The organism is Sphingobacterium suaedae (assembly GCF_042684625.1).
In the GTDB taxonomy this organism is placed as follows: domain Bacteria; phylum Bacteroidota; class Bacteroidia; order Sphingobacteriales; family Sphingobacteriaceae; genus Sphingobacterium; species Sphingobacterium suaedae.
In genome coordinates this window covers 171,944-195,472 of sequence record NZ_JBHULR010000015.1, presented here as the reverse complement: position 1 = coordinate 195,472, position 23,529 = coordinate 171,944, and the positions used below count along the sequence as shown (strand labels likewise).

Here is a 23,529-nt window from a genome sequence, read left to right as displayed (position 1 = left end):
AAGGTACCGATGATTTACACTAACGATAGCCTTTATCTTGAATTAGTATCGCCAAGTGTCCCTTGTAGGTTAGCATAATGCTCTTCTATTGTATCAGTCTCCGCAGTCACAACCGCCTTCTTTTTCTTCTTTTTCTTCGGCTTGATAAAATCCGTGATCTTACTGAGAATACTACTTATTTTATTTTGATTGACCTGCCCAATGGCTGTCTCAGAGGCTAACAGAACCAAAGCTTTTTTTACCCAACCAGCATTACGCAATAGGGTAGAGTTTAAAACAAGGGGAGCTCCGATCTGTAAAACGTTTGTAAGCCAATCGGCATCCTTTCCCTGTGTTGCCTTGCCTATTCCGGTAACCACCCCGCGAACCATTCCAGCTCCAGGGATACTTGCCGTGAGATTACGGATAAATCTTGCAGGCGCCTCTATTTTGTGCTTCAAAAGACCGAATTGATCTGACAGGTACGCTTCTTGTTCGCGTTTTCTCAAATTGATGCGAGCAATCTCGCTTTTTAGATCCTGCAGGTTATTTATTTTCTGTGAATTCTTCATGTCCGTTTGATTTCGTTTTCTCCTCTTCTACCATTTCTTCGTCCTCATCTCCGTCCCATTTGCTTGCGAGCTTTCTAATGGTCATATCCATAAAAATATTTTCCAGTTTCGGTTCGAATGCCCTAATAAGCAAGACTATGATAAAAAATATAACCCCGGTCAGTAGAAATCCAAGAGCGTTGCTGCCTAACAACTCACCGAGAAAAAATCCCAAAGCCATAGAGCAAAAGAAAACTATAAAAAGCGTCAACACGACTTTGGTTACATCTAGTACCAATGACCCCGCTATCCTTGATCCCTTAGCAAGGGCTTTTAGTTGTAACAGCTTAATCTGCGTATCAACGTATTCCTTACCTTTCTGGAAAGTCCCATTAAACGAAAATTTTTCCTCTTCCATGAATTTATAATTATAGGAAAGCGGAGCTGCGCTACTTCGAACAACATCTGTCATCAGCAAACAGATTGGCAGCTCACTAAACTCCCTCCTCGTTTATCAATAGAAAGCTAAGCTCTCTGGTTATGCGTGTTCTTCTATCTCATCATCTATGGCGCTCTCTGCTTTAGAAGCCTTCGTTCTCACAGCAGCCATCAACTTCTCTTTCAAATCGCTTAGTTGATCAAATTGCTCCTCAGCACGCTCCTTTATAGCTTCCCCTAAATCGGCCAATGATTCGTTAAGTTTTTCCCTAGTTTCGGAGCCTTTATCTGGCGCAAATAACAATCCTAATACTGCTCCAGCCGCTAGTCCGGCCAATAACGCTGTAACTATTTTACCGTTCTCGTTCATCCTATTAAATTTTTAAATTTCACTTCTTAGACGACATATGAATAACAAATGATCTCGTCAATCGTTTTAAAAATACGAAAAGAATCTGTTTTCGTATTATCGAAATACAGCAAAAACTCTTCCAAACGAGTTTTTGACAGTAATGGCGTTTGAAACATACCGTAAAGCCGAAATTGCTTACAGAAATACAAGCACCTAGTTTGTGTAAGGTTCAAAATGATTTACGCCTCTCATCGGTACTTGTGAACATAGACAATTGGAGATCAACGCTTCTCATCCATAATCTTTACATTTCATTATGATTTGTGAAGATTATAATCCGCCCTAAAACGAACGTGATTTCGTGAAACCGTTACTCCGTCTCAGCATAGCTCAATTAATTGCAAAAAAATGCTTTCTCGAGTTTGTCTCTCCCTGGACATTTGACTTTTGATATCTGCTGAATCCGCATTGTCAATTTATAAACGGATTATATTAAAAATATTTGAAATCTACGAATTACAGTTCACATGCGGGCAAAAAAAAACATTGATTACAGCATAATAAGCTAAAACGATAATGCAGTTCGTCATCTCACTATATGCCAACAACAAATCTATAAAGCGCAGCTATTTCACTGGCCTGAAGAATTATCTGCCCCATAAATAATTTTAAAGTTCGAAATGAGACAATTTCACAATAAATTGAGATAATTTGAAGATTTTTTGGATCGATAACCAATTAGCTTTGATGTTGATTGTAAACTTAACTAACCTACCTATGATCGTAAAAACGTTTACATGCCTATTAACATTGCCGTGCATCGTAGTCGCCGGCTTGCTTGCTGGAGCTGTTCCGGCGATAGGAGCTGTAACACCGACCGTCCCCTTGATGCAACAGTCAAAGCAACAAACGGTACGAGGAACTGTTAAAGACGCACAAGGAATTGCATTACAAGGCGTAACTGTAGAGTCAAAGCAAAATCCTGCGGAGGGAACCACAACAGATCAAGACGGTACCTTTAGTTTTAGCTTGTCCTTGACCGATACTATTATTATTTTCCGTTCAGTTGGCTACAAAACATTGGAGATCCAGACACAAGCTGGGACCATGGACGTGACATTGCAAAAAGATGACGCTAGCATCGAAGAGGTGGTTGTCGTAGGATACGGAACCCAAAAGAAAGAGTCCGTTACGGGAGCTATATCCTCTGTTCGGTCAGAAGATTTAGCCAGATCCCTTTCGGCGACAACTTCCGGAGCACTAGTTGGAAAGATTGCTGGTGTAAATAGTAGGATGCCTGACGGACGTCCCGGTGCCGCGACCAATATCAACATTCGAAATATGGGCGACCCCCTTTATGTGATCGATGGTGTGCAAAAAGATGCCGGACAATTCAATAACTTGGACTTTAATGATATCGAGTCTATATCGGTACTCAAAGACGCCTCAGCAGCTATTTACGGCGTTCGGGCCGCTAATGGCGTGGTGGTAGTGACAACAAAAAAAGGTAAAAGAGGTGGACAAAGCCAATTCAGTATTAACAGTTATTATGGATGGCAAAGTATGTTTCGCTTTCCTCGACCGGCTAGTGTGTCTACCTATATTAAAAGTTATATACAGTCGGATGCTATCTTAGGGGTAGCCGACCCGAAATACACAATGGAAGATCTTGCCAAGTGGGAGGAAGCCAGCGAAAAGGGATACCGACCTTTTGATTGGTATGACTATATTCTAGAGACCGCCCCGCAAAGGTATATTTCAGGAGCCGCGAGCGGCGGTTCGGATAAAATTAACTACTACCTTAGCGCCGGCCATCTCGATCAGAAATCAATCATACGGAACTATGGCGGTTTTAATAGAACCAATGTACAGCTTAATTTAGATGCTGATATTTCCAGTAGACTAAAAGTTGGCGGAAATCTTAACGGAAGGATTGAAAAGCGGCGCCAGCCCGGAGTACCAGGTGCTGACGACACATGGCAAGCCTTATTCGCTATTTACAGAAATCTTCCGACAGCCCGTCCTTTTGCTAACGATAACCCTTTATATCCTGCACGAACGGCCGCTAATACGGAAACAAACTTCGGCATGTTAAATTATGATCTCTCTGGAGAATATCAGGAAACCTGGCGTGTCATGCAATTGAATTTTAATGCGGAGTATAAATTGACAGATGATTTGAAATTCCGTGGCTTGGTAGGCTATTATTTAGCGAATAAATGGATGGATAATCAAGAGTTCACTTATAAACTTTATGACTATGACGAGGCTACCGATACTTACCCCGTCGTTTTTAGTATGGATAATCCGTGGCGCGAGCGGGATATTCGGCAAGTGGAAGAACTCAGTTATCAGGCCACATTAAACTATTCAAAAAAGTTCGGAAAGAACAACCTGAACGCCGTGCTAGCCGCTGAGGCGATACAACGCGATGAACCCCGATTCTGGATGCATGATCGGCCGGCATCAAACAGATTGTCTTTAATATACTTCCAAACTATGGACGATTTTGACGATGTGGGGATCAATACACAGGCTCGCGCGGGCTTTGCAGGACGCTTTAACTATGACTACGATGGAAAATATCTTTTGGAGGTAGCAGGCCGCTATGACGGTTCATGGAAATTCCCCCCGGGAAGCCGCTGGGGGTTCTTTCCATCTGTATCTGCGGGCTGGCGTATTGCTCAGGAAAACTTTGTGAAAGATTCGTTTATCGGTAACACCTTCCAGGATCTGAAACTACGAGCATCGTATGGTGTTTTAGGCGATGATGATCTGGACGATTGGGGGTATTTTGCGTTCGGTTTCTTACCGGGTTATACATACAATCAGGGCGGATCGACTATTGACGGTAATTACGTAGTGGGAGCACAACCTCGAGGCCTCCCGGTGACGACCTTGTCTTGGATCCGTGCTAATACGTTTGATGTGGGAATAGATTTCACCCTCATCAATGGAAAGCTATCAGGAACATTAGACTATTTCAACCGTAAACGTACAGGGCTGCCAGCATCTCGGAACGATATCTTAATTCCGTGGGAAATGGGATTCAGCTTACCTTACGAGAATTTAAACTCTGACATTCACCGAGGCGTAGACGGTAGTGTCATGTGGCGAAGTAATGCCGGAAAAGTCAATTACTTTGTAGGTGGAAATTTTACCTACGCACGCCAATTGGACGGCCAACAGTATAAACCTCGCTTCGGCAACGCATGGAATGTATACCGCAACTCGATCACTGATCGATATGCTTTTTTGAATTGGGGGTTGCATGCCACAGGTCAATTCCAGAGCTGGCAAGAGATCGAAAGCTACACGGTTGACAATGACCGTCAAGGCAATACCACGCTCCGGCCAGGGGATATCAAGTATGAAGACGTAAACGGTGATAAGGTCATTAACCATCTCGACGAACGACCTATAGGTTACCGTCAGGGCGGGTTACCGTACTTGAATTTTGCGCTCAATCTGGGGATACAATACAAGGGTTTTGATATTGCCATGGATTTAACTGGTGCCTCTTTTGCATCCTACAGAGCAAACTGGGAGGGAATGTTACCGTTCCATGACGGTGGTAACAATGCTGCATACTACATGGAAAATCAATGGATGCTGAGCGATATCACAGATCCAAACAGTGAATTAATTCCTGGCAAGTTCCCGACACTTATCCGGGGCAATCAAAACCACAGTAATTACTGGCACAGCGATTTTTGGCTAATGAATGTCACGTATTTAAAACTCAGAAATCTACAAGTAGGTTATTCCCTTCCTTCATCACTGACGCAACGGTGGGGCATTAAGAACCTCCGCATTTACTCCATGATGCAAAACCTCTTCAGCATTGATAACCTAGGGAAGATGAAGATAGATCCTGAGCTCACTGCAGACTCGGGCATTCAATATCCAACTAATAAGGTAATTAACGTGGGATTCAACATAACTTTCTAGACATGAAGAAATTTTTCATTTGTATATATATTTTCAGCATGATGATGCTGATAAGCAGCTGTTCGAAATTTTTGGATCGTGAATCACAGTCTATCCTGCCTGAGGAATCGGTATATTCCGACGAAAAAATGATTTTGGCCGTTCTGGCCAATTATTACGGGAGGATGGACTGGGGGCAGCACTTAGCAGATCCCGGTTCTTTTGCCCTACTTGACGAAGCCGCTTTTTCTTCTGGCGGTCCGAACAATATGCAAAACTTCGGCGATGCCATCTGGAGGGTCTATGATTACACATTCATCCGAAACCTGAACGAGTTCTTACAAGGAGTCAAGGGATCGACGCTTGGAGAAGAGACCAAGCGCAATTACGAGGGCGAGGCACGCTTTATCCGGGCGTGGGTATACTTTAATATGGTAAAAGGACTAGGAGGGGTGCCTTTGGTGGGTGATAAAGTTTATAACTATGAGCCGGGTATGAATCCCGGAGATCTACAGATCGCCCGTGCCACAGAGCAAGCGTCCTACGAATATATCATCGAAGAGTGTTCGGCAGCGGCCGAAATGTTAACTGCGGAGAAGAGAATCAATTCTGCACGAGCAAATAAGTGGACCGCCCTGGCGCTAAAAGCTAGAGCAGCGTTATACGCTGCCTCCATCGCCAAATATAATGCGCGAACACCGGACGTTAAGACCGCGCAAGGCGAGGTAGGAATACCAGCATCGGAAGCTTCCCGTTTCTATGAGATTGCCTACAAGACCGCGCTCACCATTATACAGGAAAGTCCCTATAGCCTGTATGAAAAAAATGCCGATAAAGGACGGAATTTTTACGAGGCAGTGAGCAGTAAGGGAAACGAAGAAGTCATTTGGGCTAGGGATTACAAATATCCGGGACAGACACACCCCTTTACCAACAATGCTATAGCATCATCTGTAAGGGGAGATATTGATGCTAATATTGTAACGCCTATTTTAAACCTAGTTGAAGATTTTGAATATACAGATAACCGCAATGGTGCGTTGAAGTTGCGGGATACAAACGGCGATTTCATTTACTATACAAACCCGCAGGACGTTTTTGCGAACAAGGATCCAAGGCTCTACGGAACAATAATCTACTCAGGCGCAGATTTTGGCGGAACTGCTATAACTTATCAAGCGGGCGTTCGTTACCTTGAAAATGGAGCATGGAAAATTAAATCAGGTACTCCCGGAGCGGTAGAATCTCCGTATGGTCTGATCACAAGTCAGGACGGTCCAACGACCTCAAACGACCAGTTTATCAATAAAACCGGCTTTAACATTCGTAAGTTCGTCGAGGAAAACCGAGATGCATCAACGCGTGGGCGCGGGAGTGATATGTGGTTTGTACGCTTTCGTTTCGCTGAGTTCCTGATGATTGCGGCAGAAGCTGGCCTTGAGCTCTATAAACCGCAGCATGAAATAGCTGGCTATATCAACCAGATCCGGACACGGGCAGGTATCCAGTCACTGACACAGGTTACATTACAGGACATCATCCGCGAAAGGAGGGTCGAATTTGCCTTTGAAAACCATCGTTATTGGGACCTGAAGCGGTGGCGTATCGCGCATGAACTATGGGGCGGCCAAGACACTCCTACAGCAACCCATTACGTGCTTTTTCCCTACAAGATATACGCTCCGCAAACGGAATACCACGGCAAATGGGTGTTTGAAAAACGCAAAGCTAGTCACACGATGTATCCGCGCTATTTTCGGTATCAGAACTATTACAATTTTATCGAACAAGCTTGGATTGATGCCAATCCGAAACTTGTAAGAAATCCATACCAATAGCGCTAGGACAGCACAGGCGTAGTAAATTAGTAGTTAAACAATAGTATGTCTTAAAATAGAAAGATAACATGGCAAGACTTTTTTCTAAATCGGTTCTTTTATTCCTTTTCAGTATATTCGTTATAGCATGTGGGAAGGACAATTATGACACACCTTCATCGACGCTTACGGGGCTCGTAACCTACAACGGAAAGCCGATTGGCGTTCGCGGATCGAATGCTTCCGTCAAACTACAGTTGTGGCAAGAGGGCTTCGCCTTACGTACACCCATTGATGTGTATATTTCACAAAACGGTTCCTTTTCCTCGCAGCTTTTTGATGGTCAGTATAAACTGGTGACGGTGCCAGGAAATGGCCCTTGGCAGCATACTGCAGACACAGTGCTTGTGCAAGTAAAAGGAAATTCGCATGTTGATTTTTCAGTTAAGCCGTTTTTCTCCCTGTCCGAAGTGGAATATCAACTTGAAGGAGAAGAACTTATAGCAACCTTTGATCTAACACACATCGACCAGACAAAGACCATTGAAGGTATCAGTTTATTAGTCAACGATACATACTTTGTTGACCTCGGACATTTCACTGGCAGAGAAACCGTAACAGAAAAAAATGAAGGAACTGTCTCTATCCGATTAAATGTACGTGAACAACTAGCAAATCAGAGTAGTGTTTTCGCTAGAGTGGGTGTGAAAATCAGTGGAATTACAGAAGCTATATACGATAACCACGTGGAGAAAATAAAGTAATATACTAACAGTGTTTTAACAGCAGCTGCTTTGATCGGACAAAAAGAAGTCAATTTTTCAAATTTCTCCACATCATTTAAGATTTGTCTAGAATCGAAAAATAGTCTCCATAAGTACCAAGTGGATATGTAGGCTTATGTGTTCGCATCTGAGAATGCAGACGATATTTTCTTTTAAACCGATCAAAGGAAAATTGATCACATAACATCGTAAAAGATAATTTTCCGTTGACCATTAAATAATCATCTACCAATCTAAATTCGGCATCACTCTGATGCAACCATAATGCGACTTTACAATCGGCAATCCTTCCAATAATATCCGTTCCAAATAAGGCGTGTACCTTTGCGTTTGGGAACTTGAGCCGGAACCAATCTATTTGGATACGAGATGGCAGCATCCCAAGAGCAGCAAAAGCTACAGATTGTGATCCGATTAACCAATCGGTACAAAAGTGCGCAAAAGACAAAATATCTCTAGCAGAGTATCCTAAAAAAAGGTGACTCGCAAGTTCGGGAGCCGTATCTGACGCTAACCAAATGGCTGTGGTGCTGGGACATTCAAGAACATCGTCCTTCCAGAACTCCTTCTCAGATATAGTACCGCTCCTCGCATAGTTGAACTCCATTGTGTTTCCATCGTAGCTGAAATACGGGAGAAAATACTCCCATACTTCTTTTTTAAGATCAATAATATCCATTACCGACCGATCGACCTCCCTTCCCCCCTATTGAATCTCTCCAGTCGTTGCTGGTTTTGTATGTATTCCTTCACGGACGGATCATCTTTCTTTGGCAGCTCCATGGTCATGATTTCGGTTAATGCTTCAGTGTAGCCTTTAGAAAAAGACTGTTTTTGAGGCGTACTACTTCCCTTCAAATTGCCTAAATTCCGAAAGATGAACTCAGAAGGACCATCCGCATTGTGAAAGGACACAGCCAATCTAATATTATTAGAGCGTATCCCCTTGCTGTCCACCGAGGAATGCTGGAATCTCGTTCCATCACCCAGTGTAACGATCTCACCTCGTTTAAAATCCAGCTGCTGTTTACTGGATAGCATTTCTCCATTTATCGCCAGAGGAACACTAACCTGAGCTGGATCGTAGCTGACAAACTCTCTGGTCTGCTCATCATACTCTATTAAAACATCCCTACTTTTATTTTTGGACACCTCTACTTCTTTTGGTATCACGAACTTTTTTCCGGAAACGAGTTCTTCCATTTCCTTTTGGTCCAGTAATGGATGGGCTACGGGCTCCCTGTAAATTGGATGAATGCTCAGTATAGTACGTCCATCCGCATTTTCTTTCAGGGATAGCTTTGCATCCATCTGTCGAATAAACATACCTTCGATATGCAGATTAGTCATGCTTATCAAATCGGTTCGTCTTCCTGCAAGCAGTGCATCGAGATTTTCTCGGGTGAGGTAAACTCCGTTTTCCCCGTATAATCCAAGGGCGGTAAGCTGCTCAAGTGGTAGGTTCGTTTCATTGAATCTGTATTCCATAGATTTAGTTTAAAAGGTTTTTCTCATCTTCGCAGCTTGGGAGCTGCCTCTAGATTATTATTCTTGGATATTTCTGAACTCCGGCTCGCGGAGCTGAGTTTTTCTTTCGATAAGGCACCGTAAAGGCCATCTGCTTTTGAGAGAGCGAGGATGTTTCCAGAGGTAAGATCTTCAACGCGCAGCCTCCCTCTTTTCAAATGGCCAAGGATCTTGTAGCTTGTCCCATTGTAATCTATCCGATCCCCAATCAACAGAGAACCGCTTTCCGGCTCGACCTTCATTTTCGAATCCATTGTAACCAGGACTGCGTCAGCCTTTATCTCCCTTGTAGGTTCAAACGCCAAAATATATTTACATATTTTCTCCGCATCAACGGCTGCGGAATGGATTTCAAAGGGAGTATCCCGAAGCAGTTTTATCCAACTCTCAATGTAAGCTGCATGCTGACCGGGATCATGTCCAATATTCAGTTCATGACCTAGAAGCATCGAGGCAATCTCAGCTCGCAGTTCCTCACGGGCGTAAGCCGAGGAACCAAAATTATTGAGCACTCCTCGATCCAGGCGATCTTTATGTCCTGTCCAATGTCCCAGTTCATGCATAAGAGTCGCATAATACCTGTCTGAAGAATCAAATTGTTTTCGCGACGGCATAACGATCCTATCAAGTCCCGCATCATAGTATGCCTGGTCGCCAATCCTATACATGATCTCTGCTCCTGAAGCTGCAATTAAATTTTCTGCACGTTCCAAGGATTCCCACTTTTGGTCCCCAAGGTATACATCAGGCAATGGGTCGACTCCTTCTAGCTGAGTGGCATTGAATACCCATGCATTGGACACTAGTGGCCTGTTTAATGGGATCTCTATCTTCAAAGTATTGCCTTTCTCATCAAGCACTGGGTTTCCCCTATCATCTCTCCAAGGTACTCGTTCGCTGACCTTCACAAACTGAATCAATGTGGCTTTTTCGCCCCGTCTAACTTTCCAGCCCCGGTTAGAGGCCTGATTAAAGGTAACCCAGCGAGGATCGTCTCTATCTGCCGACAAAAGCGAAAAAACGTTTATCCCTTTGTAACGCCTGCCAGTCAAGGCATTGTACGGCAGCTCGAAGGCTGGTTTTCCCTCGTTCCAAGGTTTAAGCCAAGGAGCAGTCCCCTGTTCAAGTTGACCAATCAGGCTCGCCGCGACTGTCTCGTAAAGTGTTTTCTTTTCTTTACCCGCCATAATCGCTGCCCTCCTGCTCATCGGACCAATCATCTGCGTAGTCTATACCGTAAATAATAGCTTCTTCTGGAGTAAGCCCTATCTCTTCACCTTCGGCCAAAAGCTTAAGTTTTTTATTTAAAGAATTGAAGTCGTTTTCCATAGCTTCTAAAGGTTAATATTCGAATTCTTGGACAAGCGCAGATATAAACTTTAAGGGATCCAGGTACTGTCCCTCAAACCGTACAGAAAGGTGGAGATGTTCTCCCGTCACTCGACCCGTCCTACCTGTAATACCGATCGAGATACCAGCTGGGAGCTGTTGACCCGGGCAGACCAATACACGTGAAAGGTGCCCGTATATAATTTCGATACTTCCATTACACAAACTTATGAACCGACCTAGGTGCCGATGACAACCGATGTCGCGGACAGTTCCGCCTATCACGCTGTATACGGTATCTGCTGACGCCGCTAGGTCGATACCGTTATGGAACGACATCGTTCGGGTGACGGGATGAATACGCTGTCCAAAAGGCGAGGTTATTTTGATTTTCTTCAACGGTCTGCAGGAGCGCATGACCTGTGCATAGAGGTCATTGGAAAACGCCTGTATACCGACGATGACCAAACAGAATAAAGCAAGCAGACATTTTACCGCCCGCTTTGAAGTAGCAGAAATGTACATAAAATAAGACTATTTAAGTGTGATTGAGAAAATGCCGATTTAGCTGGACAGGGCAGCGTAATATAAATTGATCATACGGGTAGCGGACGCATGGTAGGCTATAAAAACCGCTTGACCACGTGCTGCACTTCAGACTTAATCCTATTGAAATTGTCGAAAAGTATCTTCTCCTTGTTTCCTCCAAAGTCGTAATAAATGGGAAGTTCCCGATAGCCTTCCTCTTCCGTTTTAATTGCCTGCATGTTTAAGCTGATTCTACAGTTTACGACCGGAGGATTATATTTACCATTGAATTGGCCAGCGGCATCTGCGGCGAGTATCCCTACCATTTCGCCAGCCCGGAGCGATGCGATTTTACCCGCTGGGACCAATGGCTCAAGCTTTTCACTCAGGGACAGAGACGTTTTTGACCTATCTACACTAAGGCTTTCACCGACTTGTTTCACCCTACCAAAGAGACGCTCTAGCCATTCCAGTGTCTCCTTACTGCGTACTGATCCAGAAAGTACATTTCCCATTATTGAAATGATCGTTTCAGCAGCTTCTTTCCCATATTGCTGACGGAGCATGGGAAGCTCCTGCACGCCCAGAACCACCGCAGAAAGATTCGATCTGGCTTGGGCGACGAGCACCTCCACCCGATGGATGTATAAACTGGGGGCCTCATCAACAATAAGGCCCACTGGAAGATTCCCCTTTGTATTTATCAACTTTGTTACCCGATTGAGAACAACCGAAAGACATGCCGAATTTGTACTCTGTGTACTTGGATCATTTGCTAGTACGAGTACGGATGGGTGACGCGGATTACTGATCTGCAATTCAAAATCATCTCCACCGAAAACCCAAAATGTCTCCTTCGTAGCTAGACGGCTTATGAATATCCTAAGTGTGCCAATCTGCCCTTCCAACTGATCGAACGCTTTGGCCTTATATGCGGAAAGAAACGGCGATAATAATGATGCCAGCTCAGCATTGCTGAAGAGCGTAGAAAAAATCTCATCATAGGACAAGTTTAAAAATGCCAGTACATGCGGTAAGCTCGAATACCGGCCCTGCTCGTACCGGCTGAAAAAGTAAATGCACGAAGCGAGGAAATTCACAGCCGACTGCGTAAAAAATTGATCACTGCCGCCGCTTTTGTCTCCTTTTTTCAATGCTTCAACCAAAGCTTCGGCCGTTTCTGAAGCGTCAGCGAGTGTGGTCACGTACGTGCTTTTGAGCGGGTTGACCCTCCTGCTCCTTTCAGGACAATTTAGGTTCACCACATGAAAACCGTATTCTTGACACTTTCCATTCTGTTTAGCAAGAAGGTGATGGTAGTATGCTATCTTTCCCAGATCAGGATATTTTAGATCGTATAGGCACATAGTGAACGATTTGGCTATCATCTGCCTGATAATAGGCATAATAACACCAAAACTCTTCCCACTCCCCGGAACCCCCAGCACCAGACAACCACGAAACAGGTTCTGAAGCGTAATGAACCCATGGTGAATCTTCCTATTATAGTAGAATACACTAGGGATATTTACCGAGTAGGGCGTATCAATAGGGGTCAGCGGTTGCATAAAGGATTCTTCCTCCACGTTCCACCGGTCTTTACCCAAATTTGATTTCAATAACTTTGAGATATTGTCCATGGCCATATGAACCAGCATAATCCCTAAAAAAGCCGACGTCACGTACCCGATATCGAATCCGTTCAGCCCTATAAGTACAACATGTCCTTCGCCCCCCTGCAGCAACGTACCGGAAAAAGTAATTATCAATCCTGCAAACAGCGGCAGGACAATACCCTTGCGAGGATCCAGGTCTTTATTTTTTTGACTACGGCTCCCAATACTGGTGAGGCAGACAAGTAGCAGCGTAAAGAGTTTACTGTATAACAGATGGGTATAAAAAGGAACGTTTGATAGTTTTATCGCTAATGTGGTCAGCGTTAGCCGTGAATGGTCAGCGGCAAATAGGAATCGTTCCGCGTAAAGAAATAGGAACACCTCAGTAACAACCGAGAAATATATGCATAGCTGCAACAAGCGATAAAGGTCTAGCTGTTCTTTTGATTCTTCCATAACTAGTTTAATTTTCCCACCCCATTGGGAGGATGAGTTCATTTTTACGTTAGCGTATGCTCAAGGAGAACATTATTTCGGTCTCAAAAACAAAACACCTATGGTTACTAACGATAAAATTGAGCCGTTCGAGGAAAACGGTCTGATGATTGGCCCAGAAAACTTAAAAGGTATCGGCTTTCAATATATCACCGTACTTTATTTTCAGGTCAATGGTCCTTCCAGAGATCTGCTTTTCCGTCATGTTAATCCTAAGGACCTTGCTTCCAGGAAAAGTCGCCTTTTTCAAGACAAAGACATTTCTATGCGACTTGTTGAAGCCCTCAAGAGGTCTTAATTGCCACAAAGTTTCCAGTTCAGTAGACTGTTGGTTGGTCGCCTTAACAATTTTCTTATCCTCAATAAAAAACCTGATTCCGTCGGCCTGGTAAGGTAATTTCGTAGCATTTTTAATCGATATGTCGAAAAACATATACTCACCGACGACGAAAACATGATTTACCTGAACGGTCAGCCCGAACGCTGAAACACGTCGTACCGGCCGGTATCTCCTGATGCAGATTAACTCTAGAGCCTTACTCTTCATTTGACTACTGCTAAGGGCAACGCCGGAGATGTCCAGTGGGCTGATGTGAGAGGGTAAGATATCAATCAGGACAGGAACAGCTCGAGTGGGCTGTGCGGAAGAGATCCTCAGACGATACTGCGCAAGAAAATTATCTCCTGCAATGGTCACCGATCCTAGTTCTTCCCAGGGTAATGCTCGGCTCACCGTATCCGGCATCAATTTAAGACGTAATATATTAGCTAATGGCAAGTCTCCGACTATCCGCTCAGAAGATATATCCACATACTGGATATTTTCTGGAGAGAGAATATGCGCAGTCTGTCCCTGAAAAATCTGAATTTCGGGAAGATCGTTCAATTTCCTTCCCAAAGTACTCTGCCCTTGGGCCAATAGTGTCATCAGGCAGATCAGGCAAGAGAGAATGTAGTTGGTCATGATTCTAGTTTTTTAATAAGTTTCTTGTTGTTTGCGAAGTGTACGTGTGTCTATAAGGTTTACTATGGTACCGAACTTAAGGTTAGCCTTATTTCTACGGATATGTTTTGTTACCGCTGTGGTAGTAGATTGAAACATTTTTTGTATCGTGCTCATTACGATCTGGCTATTATTGTCAGCTTGTTGTTGTAGGGTTAAACCTTGGGATACATTTCCCCCGAGGTCTTTGGTGAATTCTCGAAAGGCCGAGGCAGGCACATACAGCCCCGCTAAACCGTCATTGTCATAAATCTCCAGATTGACAGGCAGAAGTTTACCAGAGGACATGATCGATCGTATCGAAAATAGCACCCGCTGCCCAGAGAATCCGCTGATCGTCGCATACAAATAGGTTCCTTTTCGAACCAGATACCTTCCAACTAAAAGGTCGTCCAGCAACCGGATACGCAGACGCGAATCTACATACCCCTGGATATTCTGATCTACTATTGCCTGGATAAAAGTCTCCATTTCTTGCGGTCTAACCGTATTAAATACCGCCGTAGATGATTCAGCCTTGCTGACAGTCAGCACGGGTCTGCTTTCGGCTTCGAGCTTTCGCCGCTCGGCGAGTTCATTTTGTTCGCGCATTGCGCGTAGCTCGGGATCACTGGCTTTAGCCAGACTGTCTGCGAATGCCATTTGGCGACGAAAAAGATCCATCGGGTCTGGAGAATCCTCCTCCTTATCTCCTTGCTGCTGCCGATTTAGCGAACTTAACGCATCTTGCATAGCAGCATTATCTGTTGAACTTTTTTGGAAAATTTCAGCGTTTCCGCCGCTCAAGGTAAGCCCGCGAGCAATTGAGTCTAGCTTCCGTTTCTCTTGTTCGTTATAAAGGTCATCGAATCTATGCTCTTCGGGCTTTTCCTCTTGCAATTGTCCGATAGCTGTGTACCCATCCCCTCTGCGGAACTGATCCTTATACGCGGCAAGCTTGTCTGCCAGAGTTCGGTTTTTCACCTCCTCTGACACTTCTCCTACTTGATCCTGCAGCCCTTTGCTATCTGTTGCGGCCTGTAACGGCGCTGCCCAGCTCGATTTATATATATAGAAAAAGATAAACAGGAAAGGAAGTACTATTAGAGGTAATACATAACGTGGTTGCTTAAGGTCTACTTTCATACGATTTTTGATTTTTTTGGGCCGAAACATTTTCTCTCGATAGCTGGTCAGAAAGGTCCTGTATCCTGTCGAATGACCTTTTGATAAACAAAGAGTCTTGATCTTTTAGGTTGTTGCTATCCATCAAACGATTCAAGGTGTCCTGAATGTCCAATAACTCCCTTAATTTTCCTGCGCTGGAAATAATACCGTCCATACTATGTTGCAGCGGTTTTTGTTCACCCAGTCCGGCGAATGGGCTATCGTCAACATTTCGCCTGGTAGAAAAGAAGTAGGCAACCGAAAGGATGATACAGACGACCATTACGCTGTATATCATTACTGGACGTGTTTGGATAATGAGTTTTACATCATTTTGTAAGCCGCTACCGGCTGAACGACGCTCACCATCCACGTTTTGGCGGGGTTGAGACTTAAATATCATTCTTTTGAACATGGCTTATATCTTTATTCTCTAATGTTTTCCACCTAGTTATCAGTACGCCGTGTGCATTATTCTCCGTCCTTAACTCTAGATCTCTAAGATATCCCTCGGTTACCAACGAACGAACCAATTTTGAACTACGACGGTCGATACTCTGCTTTCCATAGAATCTAAAATACTTCTTCACCGGATCGATAATTATGGAGTCCGTTTGGATCGTAAGCACTGAGCTAGATGAGAGAATGGAGTTGAAATATCCCTTTTCGCGCAGGTTGTTATACTGCAGTACACCTGTCTCGTCTATCAGATACATTGCCCTTTTCATCTGGTACTCTATAAATTTCTCATCCGGAGTAAGCGTAAAGAACAGCGAATGGAAAAGATTGACGTGGGTCCGGTATTCAATTGGCCGGTTTACCTGGACATCCAGCTGACGGGCCGATAACGGGATGTTATTGGCATCCAGGATGTAGATGGAGCGTCTGGCACTGGAAACCTGTCTATAGGCGAAGTAAGAAACTGCGCCTACCATCAGCAAGGCAACCGCTAAACTCAACCCGGCGATAAGACCCGCGAGCCTCATCTTACCTTCAATATTTTTAATAATCATCTGTCTGTCTTCATTTAGAATTTTGCCATGGCCTTACGAACAGTGGAGCTGGCCCCAGATGCGCCTCGAGCCATAGTACTAACAGCGGAGGATATTCCACTGGTAGAGACAATCCACGTACTTATACTCGGCACGGTCAGCATAGTAAGCCCTCCGATAATGAATGTGACGATCACAATGCCAAAACTCAGTAGTCCATTCCCCGCAAACCATGACATTTTTTCCAGCGTGTCGCCCGCCCCGTTAAGAAGTTCCTGATAACGCGTAATCTCAGCCTCCATGGCATACTGCTGAAATAGACTTGCTACGTGCATAACCAGATAGGCGATACCCGAATACAGGTTAACGCTGACAAATCGAGCGATCCACGTTCCAAAGGAGTCGCGAAACGCCGGCAGAATACTGATAGCAACAGAAAACGGACCCAATATCACCAGAATTGTAGAATAGATCACCTGTATGATAAAAATCGTATACACGCAGATACGTAGAATCCATACTGCAAGCGTTTCAAGTGTATAGGTTGCCAATAATTGTAGCTCCACCTTCATCCGATTGCGGATTTCGACAACATTATTCCAAACACTTGAAAATCCTTCTTTTACCGTTGATGTGACGGCGTCCCACGCCTGCCCATACCATGTATCCGCTTCTTTCTCGGCGATTTCCGTTTCCGCTTGTATTTTCATGAGCTGATTACCGACCTCAAGCATTAGCTGGGCCCGTTGCACCCTTAAGTTATTGACCTCTATCTGCCCATGATCAAACAGGCCTTCAGCTCGGGCAGCGACTATATCCGTCGGAAAGGCAATAACGCGCGTGAAAGGTCCCCACCAGACAATAACCATTACAAGGCCGAAGGGTCTCAGCAAAGGCATAATCTCCATTTTTTTGTCGCCTGCCATCATTTCGTAGGACTTGATAGCAAAAAAAATCAGCATAAAGATCGCTGAAAGGGCTTGTGCATCGGCAGTAAACGTGTCAAAGTGTGTCCATATCGTGTTCTTCATACCGCGTAAAAAATGCATGACACCATCCTCATATACACCATTTCCCTGTAAAAAATTGAAAGTGCTTTTAAACGAGTCGGGAACATTTACTGGTGCCTGCAACACCAAACGGGGCAGAACTACTGCGAAATTATGTGTGTTCATATCTTTAGGTTTAATGTGCTTTCCTTAGGATAGACTCTGCAATTTCGATATCAGATCGATCTTTATGAAGTCCATCAGAGGTCACCTCTTGATTTTTATACCTTTTGATTAACGAAAGGTATTTGGCCGCGTAACTCATCTTTGCCTCCCAGTTTGACTGTAGCGCCCTATATTGGGTTAACATGTGGTGATACGATAAAATCCTGCTGCCTCGGTCCAGCAGTGTCGTCCGTGCTGAGGACAACCGTTCTTTGAGCTGCTCTCTTTCCTCAACATACCAAGAATAGAGACCTTTGCGCTTTAAATAGTCCTGCACGCCAGCCGACGTTCCTTTTAATATATCGGTTTCCGCACTATCCAGCAATCCAGAAAATTCCCGTCTATAGTAAAGCATCCATAATGGATCCGCAATGCCGGAGATACCCATAAGATTTATTCCCTCTGAGGTAGCCACATGGCGAATCGTATCGGCATGTTTTCTGTATGCCTGATCGGTTTGTTGCATCGCCAAAACAAGTCCCATGCGAAGGGTCTGCGGACCGGTTCCGCTGAGCGGCCGTCGGTCAGTTTTCGGATACTGTGGATGCCACGCCCAAGTTAGCCAGTAGTGATAGTTAAGGCCCAAAAAGCCTTTGGTGGGTGTAAATTTCTTTCGGTTCCATTGCTTATGGACCATACGCTCTTGTTGGTGAACGACGTGCTTGTCCGTCTGGCGTTTTACGTTCTGCGCCCTAGCGTCCTGAAAGATCGTAAGCAGGACTGTCAGAGAGATAAATAAAAAAAATCTCATGCTCATTTCTCGATTTTATAATAGTAGAAAAGGATTTCCTCTGCTTTCCTTCGATCCTTGTTTATAAAGTCCTTGAAAGGGTTTGCCGATCGCAGCATTCCATTGGTCTTGGCCCATTGCATGGCTCTTTCCATGCTATACAGCAGTGCACGCATAACCTTTAGTTCAAGGATAACCTTGGCCAATAGTTGATCTCTCTTTTGAAAATCCATAAGCACACTGCTACCCTCCTTCAAAATAAAGCTAGAAACCTCCGAGGCCAGTTGCATTCCTCGTTCTTTAAGGTCACGTGCCAACCCTTCCGCAAATAGGATAAGCAGGGGTTGGTCCTTTGCGATCTCCAGCATTTTGCCGCTCTGGCTCACGATATCATTGATCAACCGCGACAGTTGCACGACCGCCTTTCCAGATTTCAGCGCTTGATCCACTTCGGTCAAACTTCGGTGTATCAGTCGCTGCACAAGTGCCACAGCGGATATATTCAGGTGAATGTCGTCGATATTCTTTCGGATGTTGCTCAGCATGCTGTTGTGCATATTTTCCGAAGCCAGTCTTACCGCACCGTTTTCATTGACTATCGCCAGGTGCTTTGGATCTATGATAATGGTCACATAGCCCTGTGCTGAAGCAAGATCTGCCGAGCCCATTAAGATAAAAAGGAGCAGTAGTCTCATCGGCGTAACTCCTCCCAGCGTCTTAGAATACGTTCAACGATATGGCGGTCACGTTCGATATAGCCAGTAAAAGGATAATGCCCTTTGCCGCCCGTGTTTGAAATGGCAGCGGACATCGTAGTCGCCAGTCCTCTGGAGGCCCCTGCAATTCTGCGTAACTCGTCCAGCACATGGCCGTACAGAATTTTTCGGTCACTCGGCTTCATCTGGTTTAGATCTCCTGCTACAGTGAACAACCCGACAAGATAACGGCCCAACTGTAGGGCTTTGCCTGCGATATCGCGCTCTGCGCTAGAAGCAAGCAAAACGAGCTCCGGGTGTCCCCCAGCGATCTTGAACACTTTGGTCTGCTGGTCGACGATCTCAGAAATCAGTGGCGCCGACTCCATACCCATTCCTAGTGCCTGTAAGACATTGTTCAATGTCGTAAACCGGCTATGGAGGATCCTATAGGCAGATTTTAATTTTGAAGTTTCCCCTTTGTTTACTTCTTCCATCGCACTGGTAATGGCCTGACGGTTTCTAGCCGTGAGTTGACGGTCATATTCATCCTTGCTATGCTGAACCAACTGATGGATCAGCTCCACGTTGATCTGGCTCCGAGACATCGATGCAACCAGCATCAAGCTGAATAAAAACAATACTCTGCTCATCGGCTGACCAGTCTAGAATTTTTGATGATGCTATCGGCAATTCGCCTGTCTATATTGACAAAACCTGAGTATGGATTCAACGAGGCCAGTATGCCACGTTGCTTTGCCCAGTACATGCTTCGATGCATACCATAAGCAACACCACGGATAATAGTCAGTTCGGCGTAAATACGGTTCAGTAGTTTAGCCCTTTCACCGGAATCCATTAGATTTTTAGCCCCGCCTTGGAGGACAAACGTCCCAACCTCTGCGGCCAGATTACTTGCCCTTCGTTTAAACTCCCGGGCACCAGCTTCCGCGAAAAGGAGCAGCACAGGATTTCCTGTGGCCAGGTCCACCGCTTTCCCCACATCATGCACAATGTCCGATGAGACCGCTGCTATCTCTTTCACGGATAGTAATGAATGCACAACAGAAGAGACTTCACTAAGTCCCCGATAAATTTTATCTTGCATTTCATTGGCTATGGCTAACTGTCCCGTTACGGCCAGCTGTCCACGCTGTATCAGGGTCAACTTACTGTTAACGTCATCTAGTTGACTATTTATGAATCCAGCATGAATGCCTGTAGCTGCTGCCACGGCGGGGTCTACATAAACCTGTGCACACGCCGTATTACAAGCTGCAACGGCAAATAAGATGGTAAGTATTTTCATAATATGGTTTAAAATTTTAACTAAATGGTTCCCCCAGCTGATTTACCTTCTGCACGAAATCGCTCAGCGGCAGACCACTTGTTTGAAGGTCGGAAACAAAGGAAGTCAGCGCGGCCTCATAACCGCCGTACCGCAGCGCGTAAATTTCTACGGCACTTTTCTCGGGCTTCTCGGTGGTGAAAGCCAGATGATGGAATATGCTGACTTCTATTCCATATACTTCTCCAACATTTCCCCTACGGATGTAAAATTCATTGAACCGCGGCCGACCTTCCTTGTTTTCCAATTGGTTTATGGTAAATATTTTCTTCTGTTCCACCTCATCAATCGAGAGAAGTTCGGCAACCTTGCGGAAGTCAGCTTCGTTCTGCTGCAGAAGGATAACGGTATCAGAATTATTGATAATACTATCCTTTATAATCGGGTTGCCGATGATATCATTTATCTCTTGGGTCACTTCGATAATCTCACCCCAAAATTTACGCACCGTTTTATTAAGATAAAGCAGAAAGTTTGCCATCATCGGTGAAGAGATTGCCCTCCAGGCTTCCTCGAGGATCAACGCCTTCCTCCTATTTTTGCGATGGCGCATCTTCTGTATAAACAGGTCCATGATAATCAATGTAACGATAGGCAGCAGCACCTTGTTATTCTGCACATTATCTATCTCATATACAATAAACCGCTCGTTGAATAGGGATTGGTCTGCCGCCTCATTTAATATGCTCTCATATTCGCCTCCGCGATAAAACTTCTTGAGGACAAACCTGAATTCCTCAACGTCAAATTTTATCCCTTCCTCCTTCTTTATTTCTGGAACTGTGCGGATAGCAAATTCATAGAACGAATTGAAATCAAGTTTTTCTACCTGGAGAACAGCGCTATGATCAAAAAAAGAGGCATAGTAAGCTGATAAGACACTGGATATAACGTCCCTCTCTACGGTAGAGACGGTTCCCTCGGCGCCTTTCCATAACAGGCATATCAACGTCACCAGAAACTCCTTTTTTTCTATATTATATTCCTCTTCGGTAATAGCAAAAGGATTCATCGTAATAGGCGTATCTTCCGAATACGTTATATATCTCCCATTGTAGGTGCTACAGAGTCCCGAATAAGAATGGCCCACATCGACAATCACAACATCCATATTGTACTGGAGATATTGTTGGACGATACTGTTGATACAGTAACTTTTTCCCGTCCCCGATGCGCCGAGCACAAATCGGTTACGGTTCTTTATACGTCCGGTCCGCATCGGCAAATCAGAGAGATCGATGGCAACAGGAATACCCTGTCTGTCAGTAAATCGTAGCAGAAAGTCCGATGGTTCATCGGTGGGTAGCCGCTCTCTGAAGAATAGGCATAACGCAGCAGGGGCGGTCGTGAGGAACCAATCGTACTTTTTTAGTTCAACACTATTGCCAGGTAATATACCGCGGAATAGTTCCAGTTGGTTAAAAGCGTTCCGTGATGGGATAATGCCCTGCTGGAATAGTGCTGCCTCGATAAAGTTAACAGTACCTTCAATTTGGTCCCTAGCAGCAAAAACCGCTATGGTGTAATGCGCGTTTACCAACAGTTGACTATCCCGGGCTACGTCTTCGAGCAACCTGTCAATATCCTCAACACATATCTGGTTAGCAGGATCCGGTATACCAGAATGTCGCTTACGCTTCAGCTCCAGTCTGCTCAGGATACTTTGCTGGGCTGGTATTTCTAGCACCTGACTATACACGATAGTTCTAAACCCAGGTACATTATGGAAGAAGAACAGGTTGTCTACCGGAAAATTCCCCATTGCTTTGGCCTGACTATGAGAAGCGAAAGGACTAACTCTTCCGGGCAGGTCTACCACATCGGTGTTCACCAGACTGACGCAACGGATCGCTCCATTGCCGGTTTCCAGCTGATGCTCTTGACAACGTATATTATTCAGAGCTATATATGGTCGAACGAAGTCCATCGTCAATAATCTATTCATTAGCTCCGACACTTCTTTTTCTGACAGAAAAAAGGGCTTAAGGCCGGCACCTTCCAGCAGGTCGAAAACTTTAGCCATATTTTTCGCAAAGTCTGAGAGAATCTTTTTATCGTACGTATAAAAAGCGCCTTTCTTAACCTTATAGGTAATGGTCAGAAAAGATCTAATTTCGGTATACGCTCTCCCTTGAAAGTGTTGCTGGTATTTTTTTGCGAGAAATTCTGATGTTGGTTTGACCGAATAGGTACGCCTAACAAAAATATCATGCTTTTGGATGAGATGCCCTTCACCGAGCACCTTCAATACGTTCAATAACACCTGTTGATACGCGATATATCCCCTCGGGTCTGCACTGTACTGCAACACAGGGTTTTCAAGTCCGATCACAGATGAAAAATCTCCGCGGTCGCCGTAAAGCAACGTCATTCCCTGGTAGCTATCAATAGCTATATAGGGCATCTCAAAAGTTGTCTTTTTCGGATTCATAACGAATTGTCAGGTTAATCGGATGTATAAACACTCCGCGATGGATTGTCTTGTTATGCAGGCCTGCTTTTTGTCGGGTCAACGTGTAAAAGAGACCTAAGGGAATAATGCACACGATCATCAGAGCTCCAATGTACATGTTGGTGATTGCTCCAATAAGTCCGCCGAAAATAAGTCCCGAAACGACGGCTCCCGCGCCCCAGAATATAAATCTGCCTTTAAAACCTTTGTACACCAAAGGCTTCTGTAAACCCTTATATACCGGATAATATGGCTGCTTCATATCCCGAAAAATGCCTTAATCACTATACTAACTAATACTAGGAAGAGGCAGGAACCGCCCCAGCTCATCACTTCCTTATTGATATCCCGGTCCCCACCGTTCCATTTTATAAATACACGTACCCCACCTATCAGTCCCACTACGGCTCCTATAGCTAGGATAAGCATCGATAACGGATCTACATAACCGTTCAGTGAAGAAGTAGCGGCATCTATGCCGACCGTTCCTCCTTGAGCAATGGCAGTTTGTATTGCGGCTATATAAACAGCGCTTATAAAGAAGAATTTAATTGTTCTTGATTTCATAGGTGTCATAATAATGGGATAACTAAAACAGATAC

Annotated in this window: 24 protein-coding genes; 3 read left to right on the top strand and 21 right to left on the bottom strand. The window is 44.6% G+C overall.

Annotation, left to right across the window (positions count from 1 at the left end; genetic code table 11):
• Positions 1-32 precede the first annotated feature (32 nt).
• The 3 genes from ACFSR5_RS16600 to ACFSR5_RS16590 form a co-directional block, all read right to left on the bottom strand.
• The gene (locus ACFSR5_RS16600) at positions 33-551 is read right to left on the bottom strand and encodes a hypothetical protein (protein ID WP_380905586.1); all 519 of its coding nucleotides are present in this window, start codon (positions 549-551) and stop codon (positions 33-35) included.
• The gene (locus ACFSR5_RS16595) at positions 526-1,002 is read right to left on the bottom strand and encodes a phage holin family protein (protein WP_380905585.1); all 477 of its coding nucleotides are present in this window, start codon (positions 1,000-1,002) and stop codon (positions 526-528) included. The genes ACFSR5_RS16600 and ACFSR5_RS16595 overlap by 26 nt, the downstream gene beginning before the upstream one ends.
• Before the next feature lie 66 nt (positions 1,003-1,068).
• The gene (locus ACFSR5_RS16590) at positions 1,069-1,338 is read right to left on the bottom strand and encodes a YtxH domain-containing protein (protein WP_380905584.1); all 270 of its coding nucleotides are present in this window, start codon (positions 1,336-1,338) and stop codon (positions 1,069-1,071) included.
• A 693-nt stretch (positions 1,339-2,031) separates the two neighbouring features.
• On the opposite strand from ACFSR5_RS16590, the gene ACFSR5_RS16585 reads away from it, so the two are divergent.
• From ACFSR5_RS16585 to ACFSR5_RS16575, 3 genes are all read left to right on the top strand, one after another.
• On the top strand, positions 2,032-5,271 hold the full coding sequence (locus ACFSR5_RS16585; RefSeq protein ID WP_380905583.1) for a SusC/RagA family TonB-linked outer membrane protein: 3,240 nt from the start codon (positions 2,032-2,034) through the stop codon (positions 5,269-5,271).
• 2 nt (positions 5,272-5,273) lie between these two features.
• Complete coding sequence (locus ACFSR5_RS16580) at positions 5,274-7,088, top strand: RagB/SusD family nutrient uptake outer membrane protein (RefSeq protein WP_380905582.1); 1,815 nt, start codon at positions 5,274-5,276, stop codon at positions 7,086-7,088.
• A 68-nt stretch (positions 7,089-7,156) separates the two neighbouring features.
• A complete protein-coding gene (locus ACFSR5_RS16575) occupies positions 7,157-7,831 on the top strand; it encodes a DUF3823 domain-containing protein (protein WP_380905581.1) in 675 nt (224 codons plus the stop codon).
• A gap of 76 nt (positions 7,832-7,907) precedes the next feature.
• Here the strand turns inward: ACFSR5_RS16575 and ACFSR5_RS16570 are convergent, their stop codons facing one another.
• The 18 genes from ACFSR5_RS16570 to ACFSR5_RS16485 all read right to left on the bottom strand — a co-directional run bounded on the left by ACFSR5_RS16570 (position 7,908) and on the right by ACFSR5_RS16485 (position 23,494).
• A complete protein-coding gene (locus ACFSR5_RS16570) occupies positions 7,908-8,459 on the bottom strand; it encodes a hypothetical protein (RefSeq protein ID WP_380905580.1) in 552 nt (183 codons plus the stop codon).
• A gap of 71 nt (positions 8,460-8,530) precedes the next feature.
• Complete coding sequence (locus ACFSR5_RS16565; protein WP_380905579.1) at positions 8,531-9,340, bottom strand: DUF4099 domain-containing protein; 810 nt, start codon at positions 9,338-9,340, stop codon at positions 8,531-8,533.
• A gap of 23 nt (positions 9,341-9,363) precedes the next feature.
• Positions 9,364-10,587, bottom strand: coding sequence for an ArdC family protein (locus tag ACFSR5_RS16560; RefSeq protein WP_380905578.1), 1,224 nt, complete (start codon positions 10,585-10,587; stop codon positions 9,364-9,366).
• Positions 10,556-10,708 (bottom strand): hypothetical protein, encoded by a 153-nt coding sequence (locus ACFSR5_RS16555; protein ID WP_380905577.1) that lies wholly within the window; start codon positions 10,706-10,708, stop codon positions 10,556-10,558. The genes ACFSR5_RS16560 and ACFSR5_RS16555 overlap by 32 nt, the downstream gene beginning before the upstream one ends.
• Before the next feature lie 12 nt (positions 10,709-10,720).
• Positions 10,721-11,233 carry a M23 family metallopeptidase gene (locus ACFSR5_RS16550; RefSeq protein WP_380905576.1) on the bottom strand — a complete coding sequence of 171 codons (513 nt, stop codon included), beginning with the start codon at positions 11,231-11,233 and terminating at the stop codon, positions 10,721-10,723.
• A 98-nt stretch (positions 11,234-11,331) separates the two neighbouring features.
• Positions 11,332-13,308 (bottom strand): type IV secretion system DNA-binding domain-containing protein, encoded by a 1,977-nt coding sequence (locus ACFSR5_RS16545; RefSeq protein ID WP_380905575.1) that lies wholly within the window; start codon positions 13,306-13,308, stop codon positions 11,332-11,334.
• Positions 13,309-13,471: 163 nt separating this feature from the next.
• Positions 13,472-14,311, bottom strand: coding sequence for a DUF4138 domain-containing protein (locus tag ACFSR5_RS16540; RefSeq protein ID WP_380905574.1), 840 nt, complete (start codon positions 14,309-14,311; stop codon positions 13,472-13,474).
• Between the two features lie 12 nt (positions 14,312-14,323).
• A complete protein-coding gene (gene traM, locus ACFSR5_RS16535; RefSeq protein ID WP_380905573.1) occupies positions 14,324-15,475 on the bottom strand; it encodes a conjugative transposon protein TraM in 1,152 nt (383 codons plus the stop codon).
• The gene (locus ACFSR5_RS16530; RefSeq protein WP_380905572.1) at positions 15,459-15,899 is read right to left on the bottom strand and encodes a hypothetical protein; all 441 of its coding nucleotides are present in this window, start codon (positions 15,897-15,899) and stop codon (positions 15,459-15,461) included. Before ACFSR5_RS16530 ends, traM begins: the two co-directional genes overlap by 17 nt.
• On the bottom strand, positions 15,889-16,509 hold the full coding sequence (traK, locus tag ACFSR5_RS16525; RefSeq protein WP_380905571.1) for a conjugative transposon protein TraK: 621 nt from the start codon (positions 16,507-16,509) through the stop codon (positions 15,889-15,891). The genes ACFSR5_RS16530 and traK overlap by 11 nt, the downstream gene beginning before the upstream one ends.
• Positions 16,510-16,523: 14 nt before the next feature.
• Complete coding sequence (locus tag ACFSR5_RS16520; RefSeq protein ID WP_380905570.1) at positions 16,524-17,663, bottom strand: plasmid transfer protein; 1,140 nt, start codon at positions 17,661-17,663, stop codon at positions 16,524-16,526.
• Between the two features lie 10 nt (positions 17,664-17,673).
• Positions 17,674-18,459: a hypothetical protein gene (locus tag ACFSR5_RS16515; RefSeq protein ID WP_380905569.1), complete on the bottom strand. Its 786-nt coding sequence runs from the start codon at positions 18,457-18,459 to the stop codon at positions 17,674-17,676.
• Positions 18,456-19,127: a hypothetical protein gene (locus ACFSR5_RS16510; protein WP_380905568.1), complete on the bottom strand. Its 672-nt coding sequence runs from the start codon at positions 19,125-19,127 to the stop codon at positions 18,456-18,458. Before ACFSR5_RS16510 ends, ACFSR5_RS16515 begins: the two co-directional genes overlap by 4 nt.
• Entirely contained in the window at positions 19,124-19,780 is a 657-nt protein-coding gene (locus tag ACFSR5_RS16505) for a hypothetical protein (RefSeq protein ID WP_380905567.1), read from the bottom strand. The genes ACFSR5_RS16510 and ACFSR5_RS16505 overlap by 4 nt, the downstream gene beginning before the upstream one ends.
• Complete coding sequence (locus ACFSR5_RS16500; RefSeq protein WP_380905566.1) at positions 19,777-20,436, bottom strand: hypothetical protein; 660 nt, start codon at positions 20,434-20,436, stop codon at positions 19,777-19,779. Before ACFSR5_RS16500 ends, ACFSR5_RS16505 begins: the two co-directional genes overlap by 4 nt.
• 16 nt (positions 20,437-20,452) lie before the next feature.
• Positions 20,453-22,906, bottom strand: a complete 2,454-nt coding sequence (locus ACFSR5_RS16495; protein WP_380905565.1) for a TraG family conjugative transposon ATPase — start codon at positions 22,904-22,906, stop codon at positions 20,453-20,455.
• Complete coding sequence (locus ACFSR5_RS16490; protein ID WP_380905564.1) at positions 22,881-23,189, bottom strand: plasmid transfer protein; 309 nt, start codon at positions 23,187-23,189, stop codon at positions 22,881-22,883. Before ACFSR5_RS16490 ends, ACFSR5_RS16495 begins: the two co-directional genes overlap by 26 nt.
• Entirely contained in the window at positions 23,186-23,494 is a 309-nt protein-coding gene (locus ACFSR5_RS16485; protein WP_380905563.1) for a DUF4134 domain-containing protein, read from the bottom strand. Before ACFSR5_RS16485 ends, ACFSR5_RS16490 begins: the two co-directional genes overlap by 4 nt.
• Positions 23,495-23,529: the final 35 nt, after the last annotated feature.